22 protein-coding genes and 1 riboswitch are annotated in these 20,277 nt (G+C 73.4%); of the genes, 17 read left to right on the top strand and 5 right to left on the bottom strand.

Annotated features, from left to right (window positions below; genetic code table 11):
- Nucleotides 1-3: 3 nt before the first annotated feature.
- Nucleotides 4-1,314 (bottom strand): SGNH/GDSL hydrolase family protein, encoded by a 1,311-nt coding sequence (locus ABD343_RS27495; protein ID WP_344532018.1) that lies wholly within the window; start codon nt 1,312-1,314, stop codon nt 4-6.
- A gap of 234 nt (nt 1,315-1,548) precedes the next feature.
- Here ABD343_RS27495 and ABD343_RS27490 point away from each other — a divergent pair, with 234 nt between their 5' ends.
- From ABD343_RS27490 to ABD343_RS27475, 4 genes are all read left to right on the top strand, one after another.
- Entirely contained in the window at nt 1,549-3,069 is a 1,521-nt protein-coding gene (locus ABD343_RS27490; RefSeq protein ID WP_344532017.1) for a DUF445 domain-containing protein, read from the top strand.
- Between the two features lie 207 nt (nt 3,070-3,276).
- Complete coding sequence (locus ABD343_RS27485) at nt 3,277-3,585, top strand: DUF6412 domain-containing protein (RefSeq protein ID WP_344532016.1); 309 nt, start codon at nt 3,277-3,279, stop codon at nt 3,583-3,585.
- Nucleotides 3,586-3,703: 118 nt separating this feature from the next.
- Nucleotides 3,704-4,501 carry a YidC/Oxa1 family membrane protein insertase gene (locus tag ABD343_RS27480; RefSeq protein ID WP_344532015.1) on the top strand — a complete coding sequence of 266 codons (798 nt, stop codon included), beginning with the start codon at nt 3,704-3,706 and terminating at the stop codon, nt 4,499-4,501.
- 66 nt (nt 4,502-4,567) lie between these two features.
- Nucleotides 4,568-5,443, top strand: a complete 876-nt coding sequence (locus tag ABD343_RS27475) for a fumarylacetoacetate hydrolase family protein (protein ID WP_344532014.1) — start codon at nt 4,568-4,570, stop codon at nt 5,441-5,443.
- 65 nt (nt 5,444-5,508) lie between these two features.
- Here the strand turns inward: ABD343_RS27475 and ABD343_RS27470 are convergent, their stop codons facing one another.
- Nucleotides 5,509-6,597, bottom strand: a complete 1,089-nt coding sequence (locus ABD343_RS27470) for a Gfo/Idh/MocA family protein (RefSeq protein ID WP_344532013.1) — start codon at nt 6,595-6,597, stop codon at nt 5,509-5,511.
- Nucleotides 6,598-6,828: 231 nt separating this feature from the next.
- Between ABD343_RS27470 and ABD343_RS27465 the strand changes: the two genes are divergently transcribed.
- The gene (locus tag ABD343_RS27465) at nt 6,829-7,446 is read left to right on the top strand and encodes a hypothetical protein (protein ID WP_344532012.1); all 618 of its coding nucleotides are present in this window, start codon (nt 6,829-6,831) and stop codon (nt 7,444-7,446) included.
- Between the two features lie 36 nt (nt 7,447-7,482).
- Complete coding sequence (locus ABD343_RS27460; RefSeq protein WP_344532011.1) at nt 7,483-8,265, top strand: GntR family transcriptional regulator; 783 nt, start codon at nt 7,483-7,485, stop codon at nt 8,263-8,265.
- A 179-nt stretch (nt 8,266-8,444) separates the two neighbouring features.
- On the opposite strand, the gene ABD343_RS27455 is transcribed toward ABD343_RS27460, so the two are convergent.
- A complete protein-coding gene (locus ABD343_RS27455; RefSeq protein WP_344532010.1) occupies nt 8,445-8,873 on the bottom strand; it encodes a DoxX family protein in 429 nt (142 codons plus the stop codon).
- Nucleotides 8,874-8,953: 80 nt separating this feature from the next.
- On the opposite strand from ABD343_RS27455, the gene ABD343_RS27450 reads away from it, so the two are divergent.
- The 10 genes from ABD343_RS27450 to ABD343_RS27405 all read left to right on the top strand — a co-directional run bounded on the left by ABD343_RS27450 (nt 8,954) and on the right by ABD343_RS27405 (nt 17,736).
- The gene (locus ABD343_RS27450) at nt 8,954-9,514 is read left to right on the top strand and encodes a TetR/AcrR family transcriptional regulator (RefSeq protein ID WP_344532009.1); all 561 of its coding nucleotides are present in this window, start codon (nt 8,954-8,956) and stop codon (nt 9,512-9,514) included.
- Between the two features lie 130 nt (nt 9,515-9,644).
- Nucleotides 9,645-10,778 carry a TIGR03364 family FAD-dependent oxidoreductase gene (locus ABD343_RS27445; protein ID WP_344532008.1) on the top strand — a complete coding sequence of 378 codons (1,134 nt, stop codon included), beginning with the start codon at nt 9,645-9,647 and terminating at the stop codon, nt 10,776-10,778.
- A complete protein-coding gene (locus ABD343_RS27440; protein ID WP_344532007.1) occupies nt 10,772-11,506 on the top strand; it encodes a phosphonatase-like hydrolase in 735 nt (244 codons plus the stop codon). Before ABD343_RS27445 ends, ABD343_RS27440 begins: the two co-directional genes overlap by 7 nt.
- Complete coding sequence (locus tag ABD343_RS27435) at nt 11,503-12,594, top strand: ABC transporter ATP-binding protein (protein WP_344532006.1); 1,092 nt, start codon at nt 11,503-11,505, stop codon at nt 12,592-12,594. Before ABD343_RS27440 ends, ABD343_RS27435 begins: the two co-directional genes overlap by 4 nt.
- A gap of 10 nt (nt 12,595-12,604) precedes the next feature.
- Complete coding sequence (locus ABD343_RS27430; protein ID WP_344532266.1) at nt 12,605-13,471, top strand: 2-aminoethylphosphonate ABC transporter permease subunit; 867 nt, start codon at nt 12,605-12,607, stop codon at nt 13,469-13,471.
- Nucleotides 13,452-14,249, top strand: coding sequence for an ABC transporter permease (locus ABD343_RS27425; RefSeq protein ID WP_344532005.1), 798 nt, complete (start codon nt 13,452-13,454; stop codon nt 14,247-14,249). The genes ABD343_RS27430 and ABD343_RS27425 overlap by 20 nt, the downstream gene beginning before the upstream one ends.
- A 26-nt stretch (nt 14,250-14,275) precedes the next feature.
- Nucleotides 14,276-15,343 (top strand): 2-aminoethylphosphonate ABC transporter substrate-binding protein, encoded by a 1,068-nt coding sequence (locus ABD343_RS27420; protein WP_344532004.1) that lies wholly within the window; start codon nt 14,276-14,278, stop codon nt 15,341-15,343.
- Nucleotides 15,344-15,440: 97 nt separating this feature from the next.
- Nucleotides 15,441-16,220, top strand: a complete 780-nt coding sequence (locus tag ABD343_RS27415) for an HAD-IIA family hydrolase (protein WP_344532003.1) — start codon at nt 15,441-15,443, stop codon at nt 16,218-16,220.
- A gap of 149 nt (nt 16,221-16,369) precedes the next feature.
- Complete coding sequence (locus ABD343_RS27410; protein WP_344532002.1) at nt 16,370-16,975, top strand: hypothetical protein; 606 nt, start codon at nt 16,370-16,372, stop codon at nt 16,973-16,975.
- An 8-nt stretch (nt 16,976-16,983) separates the two neighbouring features.
- Nucleotides 16,984-17,736: a class F sortase gene (locus tag ABD343_RS27405; protein WP_344532001.1), complete on the top strand. Its 753-nt coding sequence runs from the start codon at nt 16,984-16,986 to the stop codon at nt 17,734-17,736.
- 96 nt (nt 17,737-17,832) lie between these two features.
- On the opposite strand, the gene ABD343_RS27400 is transcribed toward ABD343_RS27405, so the two are convergent.
- Nucleotides 17,833-18,594 (bottom strand): CbtA family protein, encoded by a 762-nt coding sequence (locus ABD343_RS27400; RefSeq protein WP_344532000.1) that lies wholly within the window; start codon nt 18,592-18,594, stop codon nt 17,833-17,835.
- 15 nt (nt 18,595-18,609) lie between these two features.
- The gene (locus ABD343_RS27395; protein ID WP_344531999.1) at nt 18,610-18,834 is read right to left on the bottom strand and encodes a CbtB domain-containing protein; all 225 of its coding nucleotides are present in this window, start codon (nt 18,832-18,834) and stop codon (nt 18,610-18,612) included.
- Nucleotides 18,835-18,866: 32 nt separating this feature from the next.
- Nucleotides 18,867-18,988: riboswitch (cobalamin riboswitch) on the bottom strand.
- 193 nt (nt 18,989-19,181) lie between these two features.
- Here ABD343_RS27395 and ABD343_RS27390 point away from each other — a divergent pair.
- A complete protein-coding gene (locus ABD343_RS27390) occupies nt 19,182-20,234 on the top strand; it encodes a glycoside hydrolase family 6 protein (RefSeq protein ID WP_344531998.1) in 1,053 nt (350 codons plus the stop codon).
- Nucleotides 20,235-20,277: the final 43 nt, after the last annotated feature.

Raw genomic sequence — 20,277 nt, 5'->3', positions numbered from 1 at the left:
GGCTCAGAGCCGTGCCGGGGACGAGCCCTTGAGGAGCTTGAGGTTCACGGCGTCGGCCATGGCGCGGTAGCCGTTGTCGCTCGGGTGCAGGTGGTCGCCCGAGTCGTAGGCGGCGCGCAGCCGTTCGGGGCGGGCCGGGTCGCGCAGCGCGGCGTCGAAGTCCACGACCGCGTCGAAGATCTTGCCGCCCCGGATCTGCTCGTTGACCCGCTGGCGCACGGCGTCCATGCGCGGGGTGTATCCCCGGTGCCCGCCGAACGGCGTGAGCGTGGAGCCGACGACCCGCAGGCCACGCGTGTGCGCCTGCTTCACCAGTTCGCGCAGACCGTCCACGATCTTCTGCGGGTCGCGCTGGCGCGGGATCTTGATGACGTCGTTGAGGCCCATCTCGATGAAGACGGTCTTCACGCCCGTACGGGACAGGACGTCGCGATTCATCCTGGTCAGCGCGCTGGGGCCGTTGTTGGGCGAGAACTTGCTGCCGTCCACGAGGATGCGGTTGCCGCTGACGCCGCTGTTGAGCACGCTGTACCGCGGCGCGCCACGCTCGGTACGCAGGCGCTCGGCGAGGAAGTCCGTCCAGCGGCGGTTGGCGCCCGGGCTGGAGGTGATGCCGTCGGTGATCGAGTCGCCCAGGACCGCCACCGCGCCCTCGGTCTCCGCGCTCCACACGTCCACGGCGGTCAGATAGCGCCAGTACTGGCTCTGCTGGTCGAACGCGGCACCCGACAGCTCCTCGGCCTTGTCGCCCTCGGCGACGTAACCGGTCTGGCGGGCGTACGGGTGGTAGGTCACCGGGCCCGAGGGGGTCGGCGAGTACGTGGTGACCAGCAGGTCGGCGGCGTGCGGCACATTGAGCCGGACCGCGTCGCTGGTGACCTCGCCGCCGGCCGGGATGGTCACGGACGACTTGTTGCCGAAGCTGAGGCGGCGCATCGTGCCCGCGGCGGCCGTGGGATTGCTGGGCGCCGCGGCGAGCGCGATGGTGGCGTGCGAGATCGTCAGCGGGCGGTTGCCGAAGAGGTTGGAGAGCTGGATACGGGCGCCGGTGCCGCCGACCGAGGTGTGCACGACGTTCCGTATCGACATGTCGGCGAAGCCGTCCTTGGTGTTCGGCTCGGCCGCCGCCGCTGCCGCCGACCAGGTGCCGACCCAGTTGCCCGAGGAGGCGGGCGCCGCCGAGTTACGGGCCTGGGGCGAACCCTCGTCCAGGCCGTCGTTGCCGCTGCCGATACCGATGAATATCGCGGTCGAGACGAGGACCACGATTGCCGCTAGTCCGGCGAGCAGGGCATAACCCATGTTCCTGGTCATGCGCGATGTTTCTCCTCGGGCTGGCGGAGCCCGAGGCTCCGAGTGGTCGGCGGTGTCATGATCCCACGATTGGCGTACGGCCTCCGCCGGGGGCCGGGACGACGGGAGGGGCGGCGACCACGGCGACGCCATCACCCGAACACACAGACGCCGGAAACCGGCCGACCGTTCCCTTCGTGGAAGAGCGAGGGAGAATATGCGTGGGATGCCCCGGGTGAGGATGGCGTGGAGCGGATGGATCGGACAAATGAGGGCGAGCTGGCTGGTCGTGATGATGCCCATGTGAGGGCTCTCACACGCGGCCCGTCCGAGCCCGGCGCGAGCGGCGGGAACGGGGACAACGAGGAGAACGGGGAGGCTGAGCGCGCAGAAGGGGCCGACGGGGAGGTGGCTGCCGGGGCCCGTACTCCGGCCTCGGCACCCGGCGCGGCCCCCGGCCGGAGAGGGCCGAAGGGGCGCGGAGGCAGCGGCGGCCCCGGGGGCATCGGCGGCATCGGCGGGTTCACCGCGGCCGACGAGGAGCGGCGGCGCGGGGTGCGCCGGATGAAGACCATCGCGACCGGAGCGCTGCTCCTGATGGCGACGGTCTTCGCGCTGGCCAAGTGGGCGCAGCACGCGGGCGCCGGCGGCTGGACCGGATACGTCGCGGCGGCGGCCGAGGCCGGGATGGTCGGCGCGCTCGCCGACTGGTTCGCGGTCACGGCCCTCTTCCGGCACCCCATGGGCCTGCCGATCCCGCACACGGCGATCATCCCGACGAAGAAGGACCAGCTCGGACAGAGCCTCGGCGAGTTCGTGGGGGAGAACTTCCTCTCCGAGGACGTCGTACGGGCGCGGCTGCGTGCCGTCGGCATCGGCAACAGGCTCGGCGCCTGGCTCGCCGAGCCCGCGCACGCCGACCGGGTCACGGCCGAGCTGGCGACCGCGCTGCGCGGGGCGCTCACCGTGCTGCGCGACTCGGACGTCCAGGCGGTGGTGAGCGAGGCCATCACGCGCCGCGCACACGCGCAGGAGATCGCGCCGGGGCTCGGCACGATGCTGGAGAAGATCGTCGGTGACGGCGGCCACCGGCGGATCGTGGACCTCGTGTGCGAGCGCGCCGCGCACTGGCTGGAGGTGCACAGGGACTCGGTGATGGAGGCCGTCGAGGGCGGGGCGCCCGGCTGGACGCCGCGCTTCGTGGACCGCCGGATCGGCGAGCGCGTCTACCGCGAACTGCTGCGCTTCGTCACCGAGATGCGGGACATGCCGGACCACCCGGCGCGCGGCGCCGTGGACCGCTTCCTCTCCGACTTCGCCCGCGACCTGCAGTCCGACCCGGAGACCCGGGCCCGGGTCGAGCGGCTCAAGAACGAGGTGCTGGACCGCTCCGAGGTGCAGGACCTGATCGCCTCCGCGTGGAGCGCGGTGCGCTCGATGCTGGTGGCGGCGGCCGAGGACGAGCGCAGCGAACTGCGCGTACGGGCACGGACGGCGCTGCTCTCGCTCGGCATGCGGATGGCGAACGACGGCCGCCTCCAGGGCAAGGTCGACGGCTGGGTCGAGGGCGCCGCGGTCTATCTCGTGACGACCTACCGCGACGAGATCACCTCGCTGATCTCGGAGACCGTGGCCGGCTGGGACGCCGAGCACACCTCGAAGAAGATCGAGGCCCACATCGGGCGCGACCTCCAGTTCATCCGGATCAACGGCACGGTGGTGGGCTCGCTGGCGGGCCTCGCGATCTACACGGTGGCGCGGTTCTTCGGGGTCTGACCTGGGGCGGCGACGGGGCGATGACGGGGCGATGGCGGGCCGACGTCGGGCCGGACGGCGGGGCGGCGACGGGCCGGACGGCGGGGCGGCGACGGGCCGGGAACCCGTTGTCAGTGGCGGGCGTTAGCGTGGTGTCGTGGTGAAAAGGCCACGCGCGTACGGGAGTCGTACGGGTGTGGCACGTCGGGCGGAAGGAAGGGGGGACGGATGGTCTACCGGATGTTGAGCGCCTGGCGGATGTGCGCCGTCGCCCTGATGGTCCTTGCCGCCGGATTCCTCATCACGCAGAGCGGGCTGGGCACGGCGCTGGCCGCCGCCGCGGCCACGGGTGCCGTCACCCTGCTCTGCCTCGCGCTGGCCGGGGCCGACGCGGCGCCCGCACTGGCCCCAGGACGCATCCGCACGGCGATACGCGACCGTGAGCGGCGCACCGCCTTCCTCCCGCAGCGGGATCCGGACGCCTCGGGGCGTCCGCGCCCCCGAGCACCGGGCCGTCGAATACCGACGGCCACGTAGGGCTCGCCCGCGCGCTCACGCTCCCTCTCTCCCGGCGTTCCGCCGGGCTGAGCCCCCGTGGCTCGTCACGCCGATCTGTCTCCATCCGGCACGACGGGACCCGTGGAGGGCTCACCCCATGTCCGTATTCGCCTCGCTCGTCGCGTCCCTCTCGGACGCGCTCGCCCCTCTCTTCGGCGGTGCCGCCACCGCCGCCGCCATCGTGGCCTGCACGCTGGCCGTCCGCCTCGCGCTCCATCCCCTGGCCCGCGCGGCGGTGCGGGGAGAGCGGGTGAGGGCCCGGCTGGCGCCGCGCGTCGCGGAGCTCCAGCGCAAGCACAAGAACGACCCGGAACGGCTGCGCCGCGAGATGGGCGCCGTCTACAAGAAGGAGGGGGTGTCGCCCGCGGCGGGCTGTCTGCCGCTGCTGCTCCAACTGCCCGTGTTCTTCGCGATGTACCACCTGTTCACGACGGACGACGGCCTGCTGGGCCACACCCTGCTCGGGGCTCCGCTCGGCGGCCGGTGGACGGACGCGCTGGGCGACGGCGGGGTGTTCGGGGCGCACGGGCTGGTGTACGTGGGGCTGTTCGTCCTGACGGGAGCGGTGGCGACCTGGACGTATCTGCGGGGAAGGAGGCTCGCGGCGCAGAGCGCGACGGGTATGACGGGACCGTTCCGGTACCTGTCGCTGCTCGCCTTCGGGACGCTGATCACGGTGGCCGTGGTGCCGCTGGCCGCCGCGCTCTACGTCGTGACGTCGACGACGTGGACGGCCGTCGAGCGGGCCGCGCTCGGCGCCGGGAAGCCGCCGGAGGAGGCCGGGCGGCGCGGCGGCGCGACGGGGGACGCGACGGGGGACGCCGCGCGTGCCGCGGGGGCGGCCGGGAGGCGCGGGAAGCTCCGGGCGTCCGGGGGAGGGGCGTCCAGCAGGTGAACCGGGTCTTGCCGACATGAACGAAGCCTTGGAGGATCTGACAAACCGCTGTGAGGGGAGAGGCACGTGAAACTGCTGCGCATAGGTTCGGTGGGAGCGGAGCGGCCCGCGCTGCTCGACGCGTCCGGAACGCTCCGGGACCTGTCGGGACTTGTGCCGGACATCGACGGTGACCTGCTCGCCGACGCCGCCGCCATGGACCGGCTGCGGGTGGCGGCGGAGGGCGGCGCCCTTCCCGAACTGCCGGGCGGCGGCGAGGGCGAGGCGGAGAGCCTGCGGGTGGGCCCGCCGCTCGGCCGCATCGGCAAGATCGTGTGCATCGGGCTGAACTACCACGACCACGCCCGGGAGACGGGCGCCGCCGTGCCCGCCGAGCCGATCGTGTTCATGAAGGCGCCCGACACCGTCGTCGGTCCGCACGACACCGTGCTGATCCCGCGCGGCAGCGAGAAGACCGACTGGGAGGTCGAGCTGGCGGTCGTCATCGGGCGTACGGCGCGGTATCTGGGGTCGCACGAGGAGGCGCTGGCGTCCGTCGCGGGATACGCGGTGGCGAACGACGTGTCGGAGCGTGCCTTCCAGATCGAGCGCGGCGGCCAGTGGGACAAGGGGAAGAACTGCGAGACGTTCAACCCCCTGGGCCCCTGGCTCGTGACGGCCGACGAGGTGCCGGACCCCCAGGCGCTCGATCTGCGCCTGTGGGTCAACGGCGAGCTCCGGCAGGACGGCACCAGCGCCGAGCAGATCTTCCCGGTGGCGGAGGTGGTCCGCTATCTCAGCCAGTTCATGACGCTGTACCCGGGCGATGTGATCAACACCGGCACCCCCGCGGGCGTGGCCATGGGCATGGCCGAGCCCAAGCCCTATCTCCGGGACGGCGATGTGGTGGAGGTGGAGATCGAGGGGCTCGGGCGTCAGCGGCAGTTGCTGAAGTCGGCCTGAGGAGCCGGGCCGTGGCCTAGGGGGTGCCGGACACCGCGACGCCGCGGGCATTGGTCAGACACCCCCTAGCGGAGGCTCACCACGCGGGACTCCGTCGCCGAGAGGCGGGCGGCCTCCAGCACGCGGAGGGCCGCCGCCGCCTCGCGGGCGGTGACCGGCGGGGGCGTGCCCTCGCGCAGGGCCACGGCGACGGCGTCGTAGTACGCCGGGTAGGCACCGTCGAGCGTGGGCACGGGCCGGGTTCCGTCGACGGTGCCGAGGGTGCCCCAGGCGAACACCGGCTCCACGCCCCACGGCAGGCCCGGCGCCGGGCGGGCTCCCTCGCGCAGGGAGGCCTCCTGCGGGTCGAGGCCGTACTTCACGTACGCGGCCTCGCTGCCCAGCGCCCGGAAGCGGGGCCCGAGCTGCGCCGCCGTGGCACTCATCCACAGGTGGGAGCGGACGCCGCCGGCGTGGGTGACGGCGATGAAGCTGTCGTCGTCGGCCTCGGCGCCTGCCCGGCGGACGTCGGTCTCCGCGTAGACGGACGCGGCCGGGCCGAAGAGGGTGAGGGCCTGGTCGACGAGGTGGCTGCCCAGGTCGTAGAGGAGGCCGCCGATCTCCGCCGGGTCGCCCGACTCGCGCCAGCCGCCCTTGGGCTTCGGCCGCCAGCGCTCGAAGCGGGACTCGAAGCGCTGCACCTCGCCGAGCGCGCCCCCGTCCAGGAGGGAGCGGAGGGTGAGGAAGTCGTTGTCCCAGCGGCGGTTCTGGAAGGCGGACAGGAGCAGGCCCCGTTCGTCGGCGAGGTCCGCGAGCGCTTCGGCCTCGGCGGCCGTCGCCGCGAGCGGCTTGTCGACGACGACCGGGAGCCCGGCCTCCAGGGCCTGCCGGGCGAGGGAGACGTGGGTCTTGTTCGGCGTCGCGACCACCACGAGGTCCAGCTCGTCCGCGCGGGCGAACAGCTCGTCGGCGGTGGCGACCGTACGGACGTCGTCGGCGTCGCGGCCTCCGGCGGTGCGGGCGCGGACCTGCCGTTCCGGGTCGGAGGTGACGACGGTGTCGAGCGCGAGGCCGGGCGTCGTCGCGATCAGCGGGGCGTGGAAGACGGATCCCGCCAGGCCGTAGCCGAGGAGGCCGACGCGGAGCGGGGTGACGGAGGCGTCCATACGTGTCATGGCCCCAGCCTCGCAAAGCGGCTGGTGACAGGGAAACGACCGGGGCGCGGTGTGCGCCGTACGGGTCGTCCGCGCGGCGCGGGCCGGGCGCGGGGGCCACGAACGGGGATGTTCCGGACACGATCCCTGCCCCCCGCCCTTCCGTCTCCGCCCTCGCTCCCTCCCGGATTCCCGTTCCTGCCGTCCCGCCCTGCCCCGTCCCCGTCCCCGTTCGCTGAGAGGGCCGTCTCCATGCGATTCCGTTTGTTCCGTAGGGCCGTCGTGCTCGGGTCCGCGTTGCTGGCGCTGCCCGTCCTGCTCGGGGGCGCGCCCGCTTCCGCCGCTGCCGTCGCCTCCGCCTCCTCCGCGCCGGAGGTGCCCGAGGTGCCGCGCTGCGTGGCGCCCGGGAAGGCGCGGTTCGCGCTCGGCACGCGGGTGACCGGCGGCCCCGCCGCGTACGCGCCGGGCGGGGGCCGGCGCGGGTTCCGGATCGAGATGCGGAACGACGCGCGGGGGCGCTGTGCCGCCGTCCACCCGATCCTGGTGCTGCTCGACCGGCGGAAGGCGCTGCGGCCCGCTCAGATCCAGGTCCGGTTCCGGGACCCGGGCGGTACGTGGCGCCCCGTGCGGTTCCGGCACACCGGGCCCGGCGAGAACGTCGGCGTCTTCACGGCCCCCGGTTTCCACGGCTACGCGCTCCAGCCGGGCGGCACCGCCTCCGTGCGGGTCCAGATGCGGTTCGCCGAGGGCACGGAGGGCGGCAACGGCGTGCGGGCGAGCGTCAGTTCGGTGCAGCGGCGCGGTGCGGACGGGGAGTGGGTGGGGGAGTCCGCTCCGTACCGGTTCACGGTCGGCGCGGCCCGGCGCTAGCCGCCCCGCGCCCCGGCGGCCTGCGAGGATGCCGAGGTGGCTACCTCTCGCGAACGCACCGTCCCGTACGAGATCCCCGAGGACGGCAGCGCGCCCGTCCGTGCGGGTATACCCGAGCACGGGCGGGTGCCGAAGTACTACTGGCTGAAGGCCCGGATCGCGCCGCTCCTCGACGAGCTGGGGGAGGGCGGCGTGCTGCCCACCGAGCGCGAACTCGCCCTGCGGTACGAGGTGTCGCGCGAGACCGTCCGCCAGGCGCTGCGCGAACTGCTGCTGGAGGGGCGGCTGCGCCGTTCGGGCCGCGGCACGGTGGTCGCGGGGCCGAAGATGGAGCAGCCGCTGGCGCTGGCGAGCTACACGGAGGGCGTGCGGAAGCAGGGCCGTACGCCGGGGCGTACGCTCATCGGCCTCGAACGGCACCCCTGCCCCCCGGCGCTGGCGCGGGAGCTGGCGATCGGCGCGGGGGAGAGCGTGTGGCACCTGGAACGGGTGCTGTTCGCGGACGACGAGCGGGTCGGGCTGGAGAGCACGTACATCGCCGTCGAACGGGTGCCGAGGCTGGACCGGGACTTCGAGCCCGACTCGTCGTTCTACGGCTATCTCCGGGAGGAGATGGGGCTGTGCCTCGGTGACGCGGACGAGCGGCTGGAGACCGTGCTGGCCACCCCGCGCGAGGCCCTGCTGATCGGGACGCCGCCGGGCCTGCCGATGCTGCTCATCCACCGGGCCTCGCGGGACGAGGAGGGGCGCCCCCTCGAACGCGTCCGCCTGCTCTACCGGGGGGACCGCTTCAGCTTCAGCGTCCGGCTTGAGGGCTAGCTTTTTCGGGGCTGGGCCGGGGCTGGGCCGGGGCTGGGCCGGGGCTGGGCCGGGGCTGGGCCGGGGCTGGGCCGGGGCTGCGCCGGGGCTGTGTCGGGGGTGCCCCGTGCGGTGCGTCGCGGGCTGCGCCGTCGTCGTGGTTGCTCGCGCAGTTCCCCGCGCCCCTGACGGGGCGCTCTTCAGACCAGCACGAGAACCGCCGCGCCGATGAACACGAGTTGGAGCAGGGTGCGGGGGAGCAGGGGATCTCCCTGGGCCACGCCTCGTCTCGCGGCCGAGACGTTCGCCGGGTACATGGCGATCAGCAGCAGGCCCAGGCAGGCCGCCGCCCACCGTGCGGTGGCGGGGAGCAGCAGCCCGGCCGCGCCCACGAGTTCGAGCACGCCCGTGGCCGTCACCATCAGGTCCGGGCGCGGCAGCGCGGGCGGCACCATGCCGACGAGGTCGGCGCGCAGCTTCGGGTGGAAGTGCGCGAACCCGGTGAGCAGGAACATCAGCGCGAGTCCGACGCGCAGCGAGGGCTGCCAACTGTCCAGCGCCTCCACGCCCGCCAGCCCGGTCAGCCGGGCGCCGCCGAATCCCACGAGCAGGGCGATCAGGGGTTCCATGGCGAACCTCCTCCGAGTCTTGACACTGTCAAGATTCCCGCTCGCTCCCCATCTTGTCAATGGCAAGATAGGCTCGCTCCATGCCGTACCACCACGGAGACCTGCGCCGTGCCCTGCTCGCCGCGGCGGCCGAGATGATCGAGCGCGACGGGCCCGCCGCGCTCAGCCTGCGCGAGCTGGCCCGGCGCGCGGGCGTCTCGCACGCCGCGCCCGCGCACCACTTCAAGGACCGGACCGGGCTGCTCACCGCGCTCGCCGCCGAGGGGTACGAGCTGCTCGCCGACGCGCTCGAAGCCGCCGGTGACGATCTGCTGGAGTCGGGCGTCGCGTACGTACGGTTCGCCGTCGAGCGGCCGGCGCACTTCGCGGTGATGTTCCAGCCCGGGCTCTACCGCGCCGACGATCCGCTGGTCACGGCGGCCCGCGACCGTGCCGACGCGCGGCTGGGCGCCGCGCTCGCCGCCCTGCCCCCCGACGGGCGGGCCGGGTCCGCCGAGGAGCGGGAGTCGGCCGAGGTGGCCGCCTGGTCCGTCGTGCACGGGTTCGCCGCGCTGTGGATCGGCGGCGCGCTGCCGCCGGAGCTGGGCGACGACCCCGTCGCCGCCGCCCGCGCGGTCCTCTCCCGGTTCTCGGTGAGCTGACCCGGCGACCAGGCGACCAGGCCTACCGCTCCCTACGGATCACAGAACGATAACGGGTCTGGGCCAAACTTCCGGCCCAGTTCACCCGGCCGTCGCCCCGGTGTCACGCGGCGCCGCGATCGTTCACGGCATGCGAGTCATAGTTGTCGGAGCCGGGGTGCTGGGCACCATGCACGCCTGGCATGCCGTGGAGCGCGGCCACGAGGTCGTCCACATCGAGCGCGAGGAGCAGGCGCGCGGCGCCTCCGTACGGAACTTCGGCCTGGTCTGGGTCGGCGGCCGCGCCGACGGGCCCGAGCTGGAGGCGGCGCTGCGCGCCCGCGAGCTGTGGGAGGAGATCGGCGCCCGCGTGCCGGACCTGGGCTTCCGCCCCAACGGCTCGCTGACCGCCGTCACCACCGAGGCGGAGCTGGCGGTGGCGCGCGCCTCCGCCGCCCGCCCCGACGCCGCCGCGCGCGGCTACAAGCTGCTCGGCCCCGAGGAGGTCCGCGCCCTCAACCCCGCGCTGCGCGGGGAGGCCGTGCTCGGCGGGCTGTGGTGCGAGCGCGACGCGGCCGTCGAGCCGCGCACCGCGCAGCGCGCGCTCCAGGACGCGCTGCGCGCCGCCGCGCCCGGCCGCTACACGTTCCTCGGCGGGCGCGAGGTCCGCGCGCTGCTCGAAGGACGTCCCGGCGTGCGCGACGACCGGGGCGGGACCCACGAGGGCGACGCCGTCGTGCTCTGCACCGGCGCGTGGCTCGGCGGCCTGGTGCGCGAGCTGGTGCCCGAACTGCCCGTACGGCGCGTGCGGTTGCAGATGATGCAGACCGAGCCGCTGGGCGAGGAGCTGACGACCTCGGTCGCCGACGGGGACAGCTTCCGCTACTACCCCGCGTACGGCGGCCCCGCGCTCGACGCGATGGCCGCGGCGCAGGACCAGACGCCGGTCGCCGCCCTGCACAAGATGCAGTTGCTCATGGTGCAGCGGCGCGACGGCTCGCTGACGATCGGCGACACCCACGAGTACGAGACCCCGTTCCGCTTCGACGTCGAGGAGGAGCCGTACGGGCACCTCGCCGCCGTCGTCGAGAAGTTGCTCGGCCGTCCGCTGCCGCCCGTGCGGCAGCGCTGGGCCGGGGTGTACGCGCAGTGCGCCGAGCCGGGGCGCGTCGTGCACCGCCAGGAGGTCGGCGCGGGCGCGTGGCTGGTGACCGGGCCCGGCGGGCGCGGCATGACCTGCTCGCCCGCCATCGCCGAACAGACCGCGAACGAACTGGGATGGTGACCATGAGCCCCACCACGCCGCACACCGCCAAACTCGTCGTGCTCGACATGGCCGGGACCACCGTCGCCGACGACGGCCTCGTCGAGCGCGCGTTCACCGCCGCGTCCTCCCTCCTCGGCGTCGAACCCGGCACGCCCGAGAGCGAGAAGATGCTCGCCTACGTCCGCGCCACCATGGGCGAGTCCAAGATCTCCGTCTTCCGGCACCTGTTCGGGGGCGACGAGGACAAGGCCCGGCGCGCGAACGCCGAGTTCGAGCGCGCGTACGGGCAGCTCGTCGGCGAGGGCCACTGCGCGCCGGTCGACGGGGCGCGCGAGGCGATCGGCCGGATGCGGGACGCGGGCCGAACGGTCGTGCTGACCACCGGCTTCGCGCGCGTCACGCAGGACGCGATCCTCGACGCGCTCGGCTGGCGCGACCTCGTTGAACTGACCCTCTGCCCGGCCGACACCGGCCCCGCCGGGCGCGGGCGCCCGTACCCCGACATGGTGCTCGCGGCGCTGCTGCGCACCGGCGCCGCCGACGACGTGCGCGAGATCGCCGTCGCGGGCGACACCGCGTACGACATGCGCTCCGGGATCCGCGCGGGCGCCGGCGCGGTGGCCGGGGTGCTGACCGGCGCGCACGGCGAGGACGAGCTGCGCGGAGCCGGCGCCACCCACGTCCTCGGCTCGGTGGCCGGGCTCCCCGAGCTGCTCGACGAGCTGGACGTACGGGAGGGGACGTGAGCGCCTCCGGGATCCGCTTCGACGAGGTGTCGGTGGCGTACGGGCGGAACGCCGAGAACACCGTCCTCGACTCCTTCGACCTGACCGTCGAGCCGGGCGAGGTCATGGCCCTGCTCGGCCCCTCCGGCTCCGGCAAGACGACCGCGCTGCGCGCCGTCGCCGGGTTCGTGCGCCCCGCGCGCGGGCGCGTGTGGATCGGCGAGCGCGACGTGACGGACCTGCCCCCGTACCGGCGGGGCGTGGGCATGGTCGTCCAGCAGTACGCGCTCTTCCCGCACATGCGCGTCGAGGACAACGTCGCGTTCGGCCTCAAGGCGCAGAAGGCGCCGCGCGGCGAGATCGCCGGACGGGTCGCCGAGGCGCTGGAGATGACGGGCATGAGCGCGTACGCGCGCCGCCACCCGCGCGAGCTGTCCGGCGGCCAGCAGCAGCGCGTCGCCATCGCGCGGGCGCTCGCGATCCGCCCCGGCGTGCTGCTCCTCGACGAGCCGCTGTCCGCACTCGACGCGCAGCTCAGGTCCGGCATGCTCGCCGAACTCGCGCGGCTGCACCGCGAGCTGCCGGACGTCTCGATCCTCTACGTCACGCACGACCAGGTCGAGGCCCTCACCCTCGCCGACCGTATCGCCGTGATGGACAAGGCCCGCCTCCAGGACGTCGGCACGCCCTCGCGGCTCTACCGGCGGCCCGGCGGCACCTTCACGGCCTCGTTCGTCGGCAACGCGAACCTGCTGCCCGTGGTCGGCGGCCCGGAGGGGGGCACCGTGCGCTTCGGCGGCACGGAACTCCGCGTCGGGGACACCGTGCGGGACGCCGTACGGGACGGGGAGAGCGCGACGCTGTGCGTACGCCCCCACCGGATCGGCCTCGGCGAGAGCGAGAGCGAGGGCGGGGCCGAGGACGGGGGCAATGTCCTGCGGGGCGTCGTCACCGGGCTCCAGTGGCGCGGCGCCACGCACCGGATCACCGCCGAGATCGACGGGCACGAGGTGACCGCCGAGGTCGGCGAGCTGCGCGAACCCCCGCGCCTCGGCGAGCGCGTCGCGCTGCGCTTCGCGGCGGAGGACGGGGTGGTGCTCCGTGGCTGAGAGCGTGCCGGTGCGGGCCGGCCGCCTCCAGGGCGCCCGTACCGGGGGCCGGTCCCCGCGGCGGCACGGCGCGCTGCTGTGGGCCCTGCCGCCCGTCGCCGTGCTGGCGGTGATCTTCCTCTATCCGCTCGCGCTGGTCGTCGAGGAGTCCACCGCGTCCGGGGCCTACGGCGAGGTGTTCGCGTCCGACGCCTTCCGCGACGCGCTGCTCACCACCGTCATGATCGCGGTGGGGGCGACCGCCGGGTGCCTCGTGCTGGGGTTCGTGCTGGCGCTGGTCGTCGCGTTCGTGCCGTTCCCCGGCAGCAGGGCCGTCGCGAAGTTCATCGACGTCTTTCTCTCCTTCCCCTCCTTCCTCATCACCCTCGCGCTGCTCTTCCTCTACGGGACCAAGGGCATGGCCAACGGGGTGTGGACGGACGCGACGGGCGCCGCCGACGGGCCGGTCGACTTCCTGACCACCCCGTGGGGCGTGCTGCTCGCCGAGGTCACCTACTTCACGCCGTTCGTGATGCGCCCCCTGCTCGCCGCGTTCGCGCAGCTCGACACCGCGCAGATCGAGGCCGCGTCCTCGCTGGGCGCGCGGCCCGCGCGGATCGTGCGGCGGATCATCCTGCCGGAGGCGCTCCCCGCCCTGATGGCGGGCGGCAGCCTCGTCCTCGTCCTGTGCCTGAACGAGTTCGCGATCGTGCTGTTCACCGGCGCGAAGGACGTGGTCACCCTCCCGATGCTCGTCTACAGCAAGGCGATGCTGGAGTCCGACTACGCGGCCGCCTGCGTCGTCGCCACCGTCAACGTCGTCATCTCGGTGGGGCTGTACGCGCTCTACCGGGCCGTCCTCGGAAGGAGCGGGCGCCGTGCTGGTGCACAGCCGTAAAGGGCGCTGGGGCGCGTGGGCCGTCTTCGCGCTGCTGTTCGCCCCGCTGTTCGCGCTGCCGCTGCTGATCGTGGCGGTCGCCTCGGTCTCGACGCACTGGAGCGGCGCCTTCCCCTCCGGTCCCACCGCCGGGCACTACGAGGCGGTCACCCGGGGCGAGTCGCTCGCCGCGCTCGGCGTCAGCCTCCAGACCGCGATCGGCGCGAGCCTCGTCGCGCTCGTCCTGGGCACCTGGGCCGCGCTGTCGGCCTCGGCGGTCGGCAGGCGCGCACGGCGCGTCCTGGACGCGCTGTTCATGCTGCCGGTCGCCGTGCCGTCCGTCGTCGTCGGGCTCGCGGTGCTGGTGGCGTACAGCAAGCCGCCCGTGACGCTCAACGGCACGCGCTGGATCGTGCTCCTGGCGCACACGGTCCTCGTCACCGCGTTCGCCTTCCAGTCCGTCTCCGCCGCGCTGGCCCGCCTCGATCCCGCGTACGAGCAGGCCGCGGCCTCGCTGGGCGCCCGTCCCGCGTACGTGCTGTTGCGGGTGAAGCTGCCGCTGCTGCTGCCCTCGCTCAACGCCGCCGCCGGGCTCTGCTTCGCGCTGTCCATGGGCGAGCTGAGCGCCACGATGATGCTCTACCCGCCGGACTGGATGCCCCTGCCCGTCCAGATCTTCGCCGCCACCGACCGGGGCTCGCTCTTCACGGGGTCCGCGCTCGCGGTGGTGCTGATGGCGACGACGCTGCTGGTGCTGCTCGCCGTCTCCCGCGTCCGTACCAAGGCTTCCTACCGCTGATCCGACCTCCTGAGAGGCGCACTCCCATGTCCATACGTCCCTCCCGCGCCGCCGCCGCAGGCGCCGCCGCGCTCTCCCTCTCCCTCGCGCTCTCCGGCTGCGGCGGCACCGGGTCCGCCTCCTCCGGCGACAAGGTCGTCACCGTCTACAGCGCCGACGGCCTCAAGGGCGAGAAGGGCGACGGCTGGTACGACCGGCAGTTCAAGGCCTTCGAGAAGAAGACCGGCATCGAGGTGAAGTACGTCGAGGGCGGCTCCGGCGAGATGGTGCAGCGCGCCGTCCGCGAGAAGAGCAACACCCAGGCCGACGTCCTCGTCACCCTGCCCCCGTTCATCCAGCAGGCCGACAGCAAGGGCCTGCTGGAGAAGTACGAGCCCGAGGGCGCCGACAAGGTGCCCGCGAAGGAGCGCGCCGCCAGTGGCCGCTGGACGCCCCTGGTCAACAACTACTTCGGCTTCATCCGCAACACCAAGGAGCTGGAGAAGGCGCCCGCCACCTGGGACGACCTGCTCGACAGCAAGTTCAAGGGCAAGCTCCAGTACTCCACGCCCGGCGTCGCCGGGGACGGAACGGCCCTGCTCCTGAAGGCCGTCCACGACTTCGGCGGCCGCGAGCCCGCGATGGAGTACCTGGGCAAGCTCCAGAAGAACAACGTCGGCCCGTCCTCCTCCACCAGCAAGCTCGCGCCCAAGGTCGACAAGGGCGAGCTGCTCGTGGCCAACGGCGACGTCCAGATGAACCACGCCCAGTCCCATTCCATGCCGAACCTCGGCATCTGGTTCCCCGCGAAGGAGAAGGGCGCCAAGCCCTCCACGTTCGCGCTGCCGTACGCGGCCGGGCTCGTCAAGGGCGGGCCGCGGACGGAGAACGGCAAGAAGCTGCTGGACTTCCTGCTCGGGGAGGAGCCCCAGCGCGAGGTCTCGTCGGTGGGCGGCGGCTTCACCGTCCGTTCCGACATCACGGCACACGACGCGAACGCCAGGGCGCTGGCCGAGCTGATGAAGGGCGTCGAGATCTTCCGCCCCGACTGGGCCGACGTCGAGAAGAACTTCGACTCCTACATCGACGACTGGAAGGAGGCGACCGGAAGCTGATCGCCGAGGGCCTCGGCACGGCGTACGGATCGGCTGACCGGCGACTCCCGGTTACGCTGAAGGCCAGAACCCGAACGCACCGGCAGGGAGCCGTCACGTGGCAGAGCGCAAGCCGATCGAGTCCTGGCTCACCGACATGGACGGTGTGCTGATGCACGAGGGGATCCCGGTGCCCGGCGCCGATTCCTTCATAAAGCGGCTGAAGGAGTCCGGGCGCCCCTTCCTCGTGCTCACCAACAACTCGATGCACACGCCCCGTGACCTGCACGCCCGCCTCTCCCGGATCGGCCTCGACGTGCCCGCGGAGAACATCTGGACGTCGGCGCTGGCCACGGCCCAGTTCCTGGACGACCAGCGCCCCGGCGGCACCGCGTACGTCATAGGGGAGTCCGGTCTCACGACCGCGCTGCACGACATGGGGTACGTCCTCTCGGACGTCGAGCCGGACTACGTGGTGCTGGGCGAGACCCGGACGTACTCGTTCGAGGCGCTGACCAAGGCGATCCGGCTGATCAACGACGGCGCCCGGTTCATCGCCACCAACCCCGACGAGACCGGCCCCTCCACCGAGGGCGCCCTGCCCGCCACGGGCTCCGTCGCCGCGCTGATCACCAAGGCGACGGGCCAGGACCCGTACTTCGTCGGCAAGCCCAACCCGCTGATGATGCGCGCCGGGCTCAACGCGATCGGGGCGCACTCCGAGACCAGCGCCATGATCGGCGACCGCATGGACACCGATGTGCGGGCCGGCATGGAGGCGGGCCTGGAGACCTTCCTGGTGCTGACGGGCCTGACCAGGCCGGACGAGGTCGAGCGGTACCCGTACCGGCCCTCCAGCGTCGTCGACTCGATCGCCGACCTGGTGGACCGCGTCTGAGACCGGGACGTACCGCCCATACCGCCCGTACCGCCCGTACCGCTCATATCGCCCGTACGGAGTAGCGCCCCGCCGCTTCCGGACCCTCTCCGGATGCGGCGGGGCGCCGCCTTGTGGAACGTCGGATCTACCAGGATCCGGAGGTTCCCATGGCTCCCTGCTGCGCCCCGGCACGACGTCGGGTCCGACACCAGGCCGTTCCGCTCGCGCTGCTGGCGGCCCTGGCCCTGGGCGCCGCGCCCCCGCTGACGCCGGGCGAGGACCGGGGCGTGGACGGCGTCACCGTCACGCCGGAGACGGTGACAGCCGGCGCCAAGGCCGACATCAGCGTCGACGCCTGCGAGGGCGACACCGGCGTCGCCTACTCCGACGCCTTCGAGGAGGACGTCGACCTCAAGCCCGACGCCGACGGCGGGCTCTACGGCGAGCCCACGATCCGCGCCTCCGCCGAGCCCGGCACGCACACGGTCACCGTCGACTGCGACGGCAAGCAGGGAGTCGCCCGGGGCGAGTTCACGGTCGCGGGCGCGCAGTCCCCGTCGCCCAGCCCCACGCCCACGCCCACGGCCACTCCGACCCCCACCCCCTCCCCGGCCTCGCCCTCCGCGCCCGTACGCGCGGGCGGCGGCGGCACGGCGGACGGGGGCGCGGGCGGCGGCTTCGACGCGGGCGGCGGCCTCGTGCTGATCGGCGCCGCGCTGGCCGCGTTCGTCACGTACGTGCTGCGCACCCGGCGCCCGAACGGCGACAGGTGACGTGACCGATGGACGGCGGCGGCGGTCGGAGTGCGCCGGGGCACGGTGAACGGGCCGAGGGGAACGGGACCGCGAGCGGTGGGTCCGCGAGCGGCGGCGAGGCCCGCACGGCCGGGCGGGGACGGCTGATCACCGGCGCCGCCTGGGTCGTCCTGCTGCTCGGGCTCTGGCTGTGGGGCCGCAACCTGACCGACGGCGGCGGGGGACCGGTCCTCGGCGACGTCTCCCGCGCCGGACGGCTCGCCGCGGGCCTGCCGCCGCTGCCCGCGGCCCACGACCCCCTCGACGAGCGGTCGCGGCCGACGCGGATCGACATCGGCGACATCGGCGTGCACGCCCGCGTGATCCGGCGCGGCGTGGACCGCGAGGGCGCCGTCGACGCCCCCGCGTACGCCCACGCCGACCGTGTCGGCTGGTACGCGCGGGGACCCGCGCCCGGCGAGAAGGGCGCGGCGCTCCTCGTCGGCCACGTGGACACGGACGAGCGCCGGGCCGTCTTCTACGCGCTCAGCACCGTGAAGCCGGGCACGGGCATACGGGTGCGGCGCGCGGACGGCACGGTCGCGGAGTTCACTGTCGAGCGCACGCGGGTCGTCGGGCGCGGAGAGTTCGACGCCGACCGGGTCTACGGGACGGAGAAGGAGGGACGCGCCGAACTCCGGCTGATCACCTGCGGCGGCGAATTCGACCGCGTCCGCCGCGTCTACTCCTCCAACGTCGTCGTCTCCGCCTACCTCACAGGGGTGTCGGACCCGAACTAGTCCTAGCCCGCAACCATGAGCGCCCCCAACATCGCGACCGAGCCGAGCCCACCCCTCCCCGCGCGTCGCGGCTTGTCGCGCAGTTCCCCGCGCCCCTTAGGGGGCGCCCTCCGTTCTCCTGCGGAGCGACAGGAGGCCGAAGGTTGCTCCCAGGGCTCCCCACAGCAGGGCGTGGGAGGCCAGTGAGAGGACGCGGAAGTCCCAGAGCAGGGGAGCGGGGACCGGTACCGGGTCCGGGTTGTCGGGGAGGAGGAAGAGCGCGGCAAGGGTGCCGACGATCGCACCGGCGGCGGCGAGCTGGCGCGCCGGGGCACCGAACCCGTGCCGCCCCATCCGCACGGAGAGCTGCCACGCCAGCACCATCCCCAGCACCCCGATCACCAGGGCCGCGACCCACAGTGCCTGGCGCTCCTGGACCGTGCCCCCGTCGCCGACGCCCGGCGGATTGGCCGGGTAGCGCAGCGCGGGCAGCAGCGAGAGCGCGAGGAACCCGGCACCGGCGAGGGCGACCGCGCGCTCCCAGGGGCGCCGGGCGTGGTCGGCGCGGTGGACGAGCGCGTGGGCGAGGGCGAAGAAGACGCCGACCGCGAGGCCGACGACCACCGCCGTCACCACCAGCCCGAAGTGCTGGGTGCCCCGGGTGAACAGCTCTTCCGCCTCGGCGGCGTGCCCGTGCGCCCCGCCGTGCTCGTGGGCCGCCGCGCGCCGCTCCTCCAGCCGGATCGCGCGGTCCATCAGCGGCTCGGCGAGCAGCAGGGAGAAGAGCCCGGAGGCGAGTCCCGCCAGCCCGCCCGCGGCGAGCCCGCGGCCGAGGAGGGGCAGGAGGGGGTAGGGAGTCGTCTCGGCTGAGACCGTCATGGTGTCCGGTTCCCCTCAGTGGCAGGGGGCGCCGAAGAGGTGGCGTCCGTCGTGCGAGAACTCGTGGAGATACTCGCCGGTGGCCGAGACGAGCTGGCCGTTGTCGACGAAGACGGCGTAGAGGGCGATGAGCGCGACGAGCGCGGCGGCGAGAGCGATCAGCGCGTCGCGCGTACGGATCGCGGCGGCCGTCGTCGAACCGGCCGGTGCCGTGTGCGCGGTGTGCGTCTGCGGGGACATCCGCGGGCCTCCTCCTGGGGTTTCCACGCCCCGTTGGCGGAGAAGCGACGGGTCAGTTCCTGACTCCCGTACGCGCGGCGCGCGTACGGACACAGTGGCGGGACCGTCCCGGATTCGCACCGGGTTCCTGCGCACCGTCGCCTCGATGTGAACATGTGGTGCCCGGAGAGTCCCAGCCTGAGCGTGCACTGTCAACAAGGCCCTGGGCAGGACGTGAGCGGCGTCACGGCGGCCGTAACAGGTGTTCTACAGCTTTTCCCGTTCGCGAATCCCTGTGACACGATGGAGCGACGATTTGTCCCATGGGGGTCCGGGAGAGTCCCGGAAGTGCAGCCAAGGGGGAGTGGATGTACGGCAATCACGGCGGCCGCGGGCGAGGTCCTGCCCGCACTCGGCTCGTCGCGAGCGGTGCGGCGGTGGGGACGCTGCTGCTGCTCGCCGGATGCTCGTCGTCGGACGACGGGTCCGGCGACGGGAAGGACGAGGGCGCTCCTCAGCAGCGCCCCAAGTCCGTCGCCCCGTACTGGGTGAACCCGGAGGGGAAGGCGGCCCAGCAGCTCAGCTCGTACAAGAAGGACGACAAGTCCGGCGACGCGAAGCTGATCAAGAAGATCGCCAGCCAGCCCGTGGCCGAGTGGGTCGGCACCGAGGACCCGCAGGGCGAGACCGAGAAGCTCACGCAGGCCGCCGACAAGGCCGACCGCAGCGCGCTCCTGGTGCTGTACAACCTGCCGCACCGCGACTGCGGGCAGTACAGCAAGGGCGGCGCCAAGGACGCGGGCGCGTACCGCGCGTGGCTCGACAAGGTCGTCAAGGGCATCGGCGACCGGTCGGCGACGGTCATCGTCGAGCCCGACTCGATCCCGCACCTGCTGGCCGAGGGGTGCACCCCGCAGCAGTTCCACGAGGAGCGCTACCAGCTTCTGAACGAGGCGGTCAGCAAGCTCAAGGACCTGCCCAAGACGAAGGTCTACCTGGACGCGGGCAACCCCGACTGGGTGCGTGACCCGGGCGGCCTCGTCGAGCCGCTCAACAAGGCGGGCATCGCCAAGGCCGACGGCTTCGCGCTGAACGTCTCGAACTACCAGACGACGAAGTCCAACATCGCCTACGGCAAGAAGATCTCCCCGATGATCGGCAACAAGCCCTTCGTCATCGACACCAGCCGCAACGGGAACGGCCCGATCGAGGGCGCGGGCGCCGACGAGGAGGCGTGGTGCAACCCGAAGGGCCGCGCGCTCGGCGAGCAGCCCACGACGAAGACGGGCGTGAAGCTCGTCGACGCCTTCCTCTGGATCAAGCGCCCCGGTGAGTCGGACGGCGAGTGCAAGGGCGGCCCGAAGGCGGGCGCCTGGTGGCCGGAGTACGCACTGGACCTCGCGCGCAACGCGAAGAAGTAGCGCACGGGCCTACGGGAGACACACGCATACGAGAGGGGGCGGA

Source organism: Streptomyces albiaxialis (assembly GCF_039530985.1).
Lineage (GTDB): Bacteria > Actinomycetota > Actinomycetes > Streptomycetales > Streptomycetaceae > Streptomyces > Streptomyces albiaxialis.
Note: the sequence above shows the minus strand (reverse complement) of the source record. Positions and strands in the feature narration are given on the sequence as shown.

Excerpts from the sequence above, each read along its gene's own strand:
- ABD343_RS27495 (WP_344532018.1), bottom strand. The coding sequence starts at position 1,314 with ATGACCAGGAACATGGGTTATGCCCTGCTCGCCGGACTAGCGGCAATC.
- ABD343_RS27490 (WP_344532017.1), top strand. The coding sequence starts at position 1,549 with ATGGATCGGACAAATGAGGGCGAGCTGGCTGGTCGTGATGATGCCCAT.
- ABD343_RS27485 (WP_344532016.1), top strand. The coding sequence starts at position 3,277 with ATGGTCTACCGGATGTTGAGCGCCTGGCGGATGTGCGCCGTCGCCCTG.
- ABD343_RS27480 (WP_344532015.1), top strand. The coding sequence starts at position 3,704 with ATGTCCGTATTCGCCTCGCTCGTCGCGTCCCTCTCGGACGCGCTCGCC.
- ABD343_RS27470 (WP_344532013.1), bottom strand. The coding sequence starts at position 6,597 with ATGACACGTATGGACGCCTCCGTCACCCCGCTCCGCGTCGGCCTCCTC.
- ABD343_RS27465 (WP_344532012.1), top strand. The coding sequence starts at position 6,829 with ATGCGATTCCGTTTGTTCCGTAGGGCCGTCGTGCTCGGGTCCGCGTTG.
- ABD343_RS27455 (WP_344532010.1), bottom strand. The coding sequence starts at position 8,873 with ATGGAACCCCTGATCGCCCTGCTCGTGGGATTCGGCGGCGCCCGGCTG.
- ABD343_RS27450 (WP_344532009.1), top strand. The coding sequence starts at position 8,954 with ATGCCGTACCACCACGGAGACCTGCGCCGTGCCCTGCTCGCCGCGGCG.
- ABD343_RS27445 (WP_344532008.1), top strand. The coding sequence starts at position 9,645 with ATGCGAGTCATAGTTGTCGGAGCCGGGGTGCTGGGCACCATGCACGCC.
- ABD343_RS27440 (WP_344532007.1), top strand. The coding sequence starts at position 10,772 with ATGGTGACCATGAGCCCCACCACGCCGCACACCGCCAAACTCGTCGTG.
- ABD343_RS27420 (WP_344532004.1), top strand. The coding sequence starts at position 14,276 with ATGTCCATACGTCCCTCCCGCGCCGCCGCCGCAGGCGCCGCCGCGCTC.
- ABD343_RS27410 (WP_344532002.1), top strand. The coding sequence starts at position 16,370 with ATGGCTCCCTGCTGCGCCCCGGCACGACGTCGGGTCCGACACCAGGCC.
- ABD343_RS27405 (WP_344532001.1), top strand. The coding sequence starts at position 16,984 with ATGGACGGCGGCGGCGGTCGGAGTGCGCCGGGGCACGGTGAACGGGCC.
- ABD343_RS27400 (WP_344532000.1), bottom strand. The coding sequence starts at position 18,594 with ATGACGGTCTCAGCCGAGACGACTCCCTACCCCCTCCTGCCCCTCCTC.
- ABD343_RS27395 (WP_344531999.1), bottom strand. The coding sequence starts at position 18,834 with ATGTCCCCGCAGACGCACACCGCGCACACGGCACCGGCCGGTTCGACG.
- ABD343_RS27390 (WP_344531998.1), top strand. The coding sequence starts at position 19,182 with ATGTACGGCAATCACGGCGGCCGCGGGCGAGGTCCTGCCCGCACTCGG.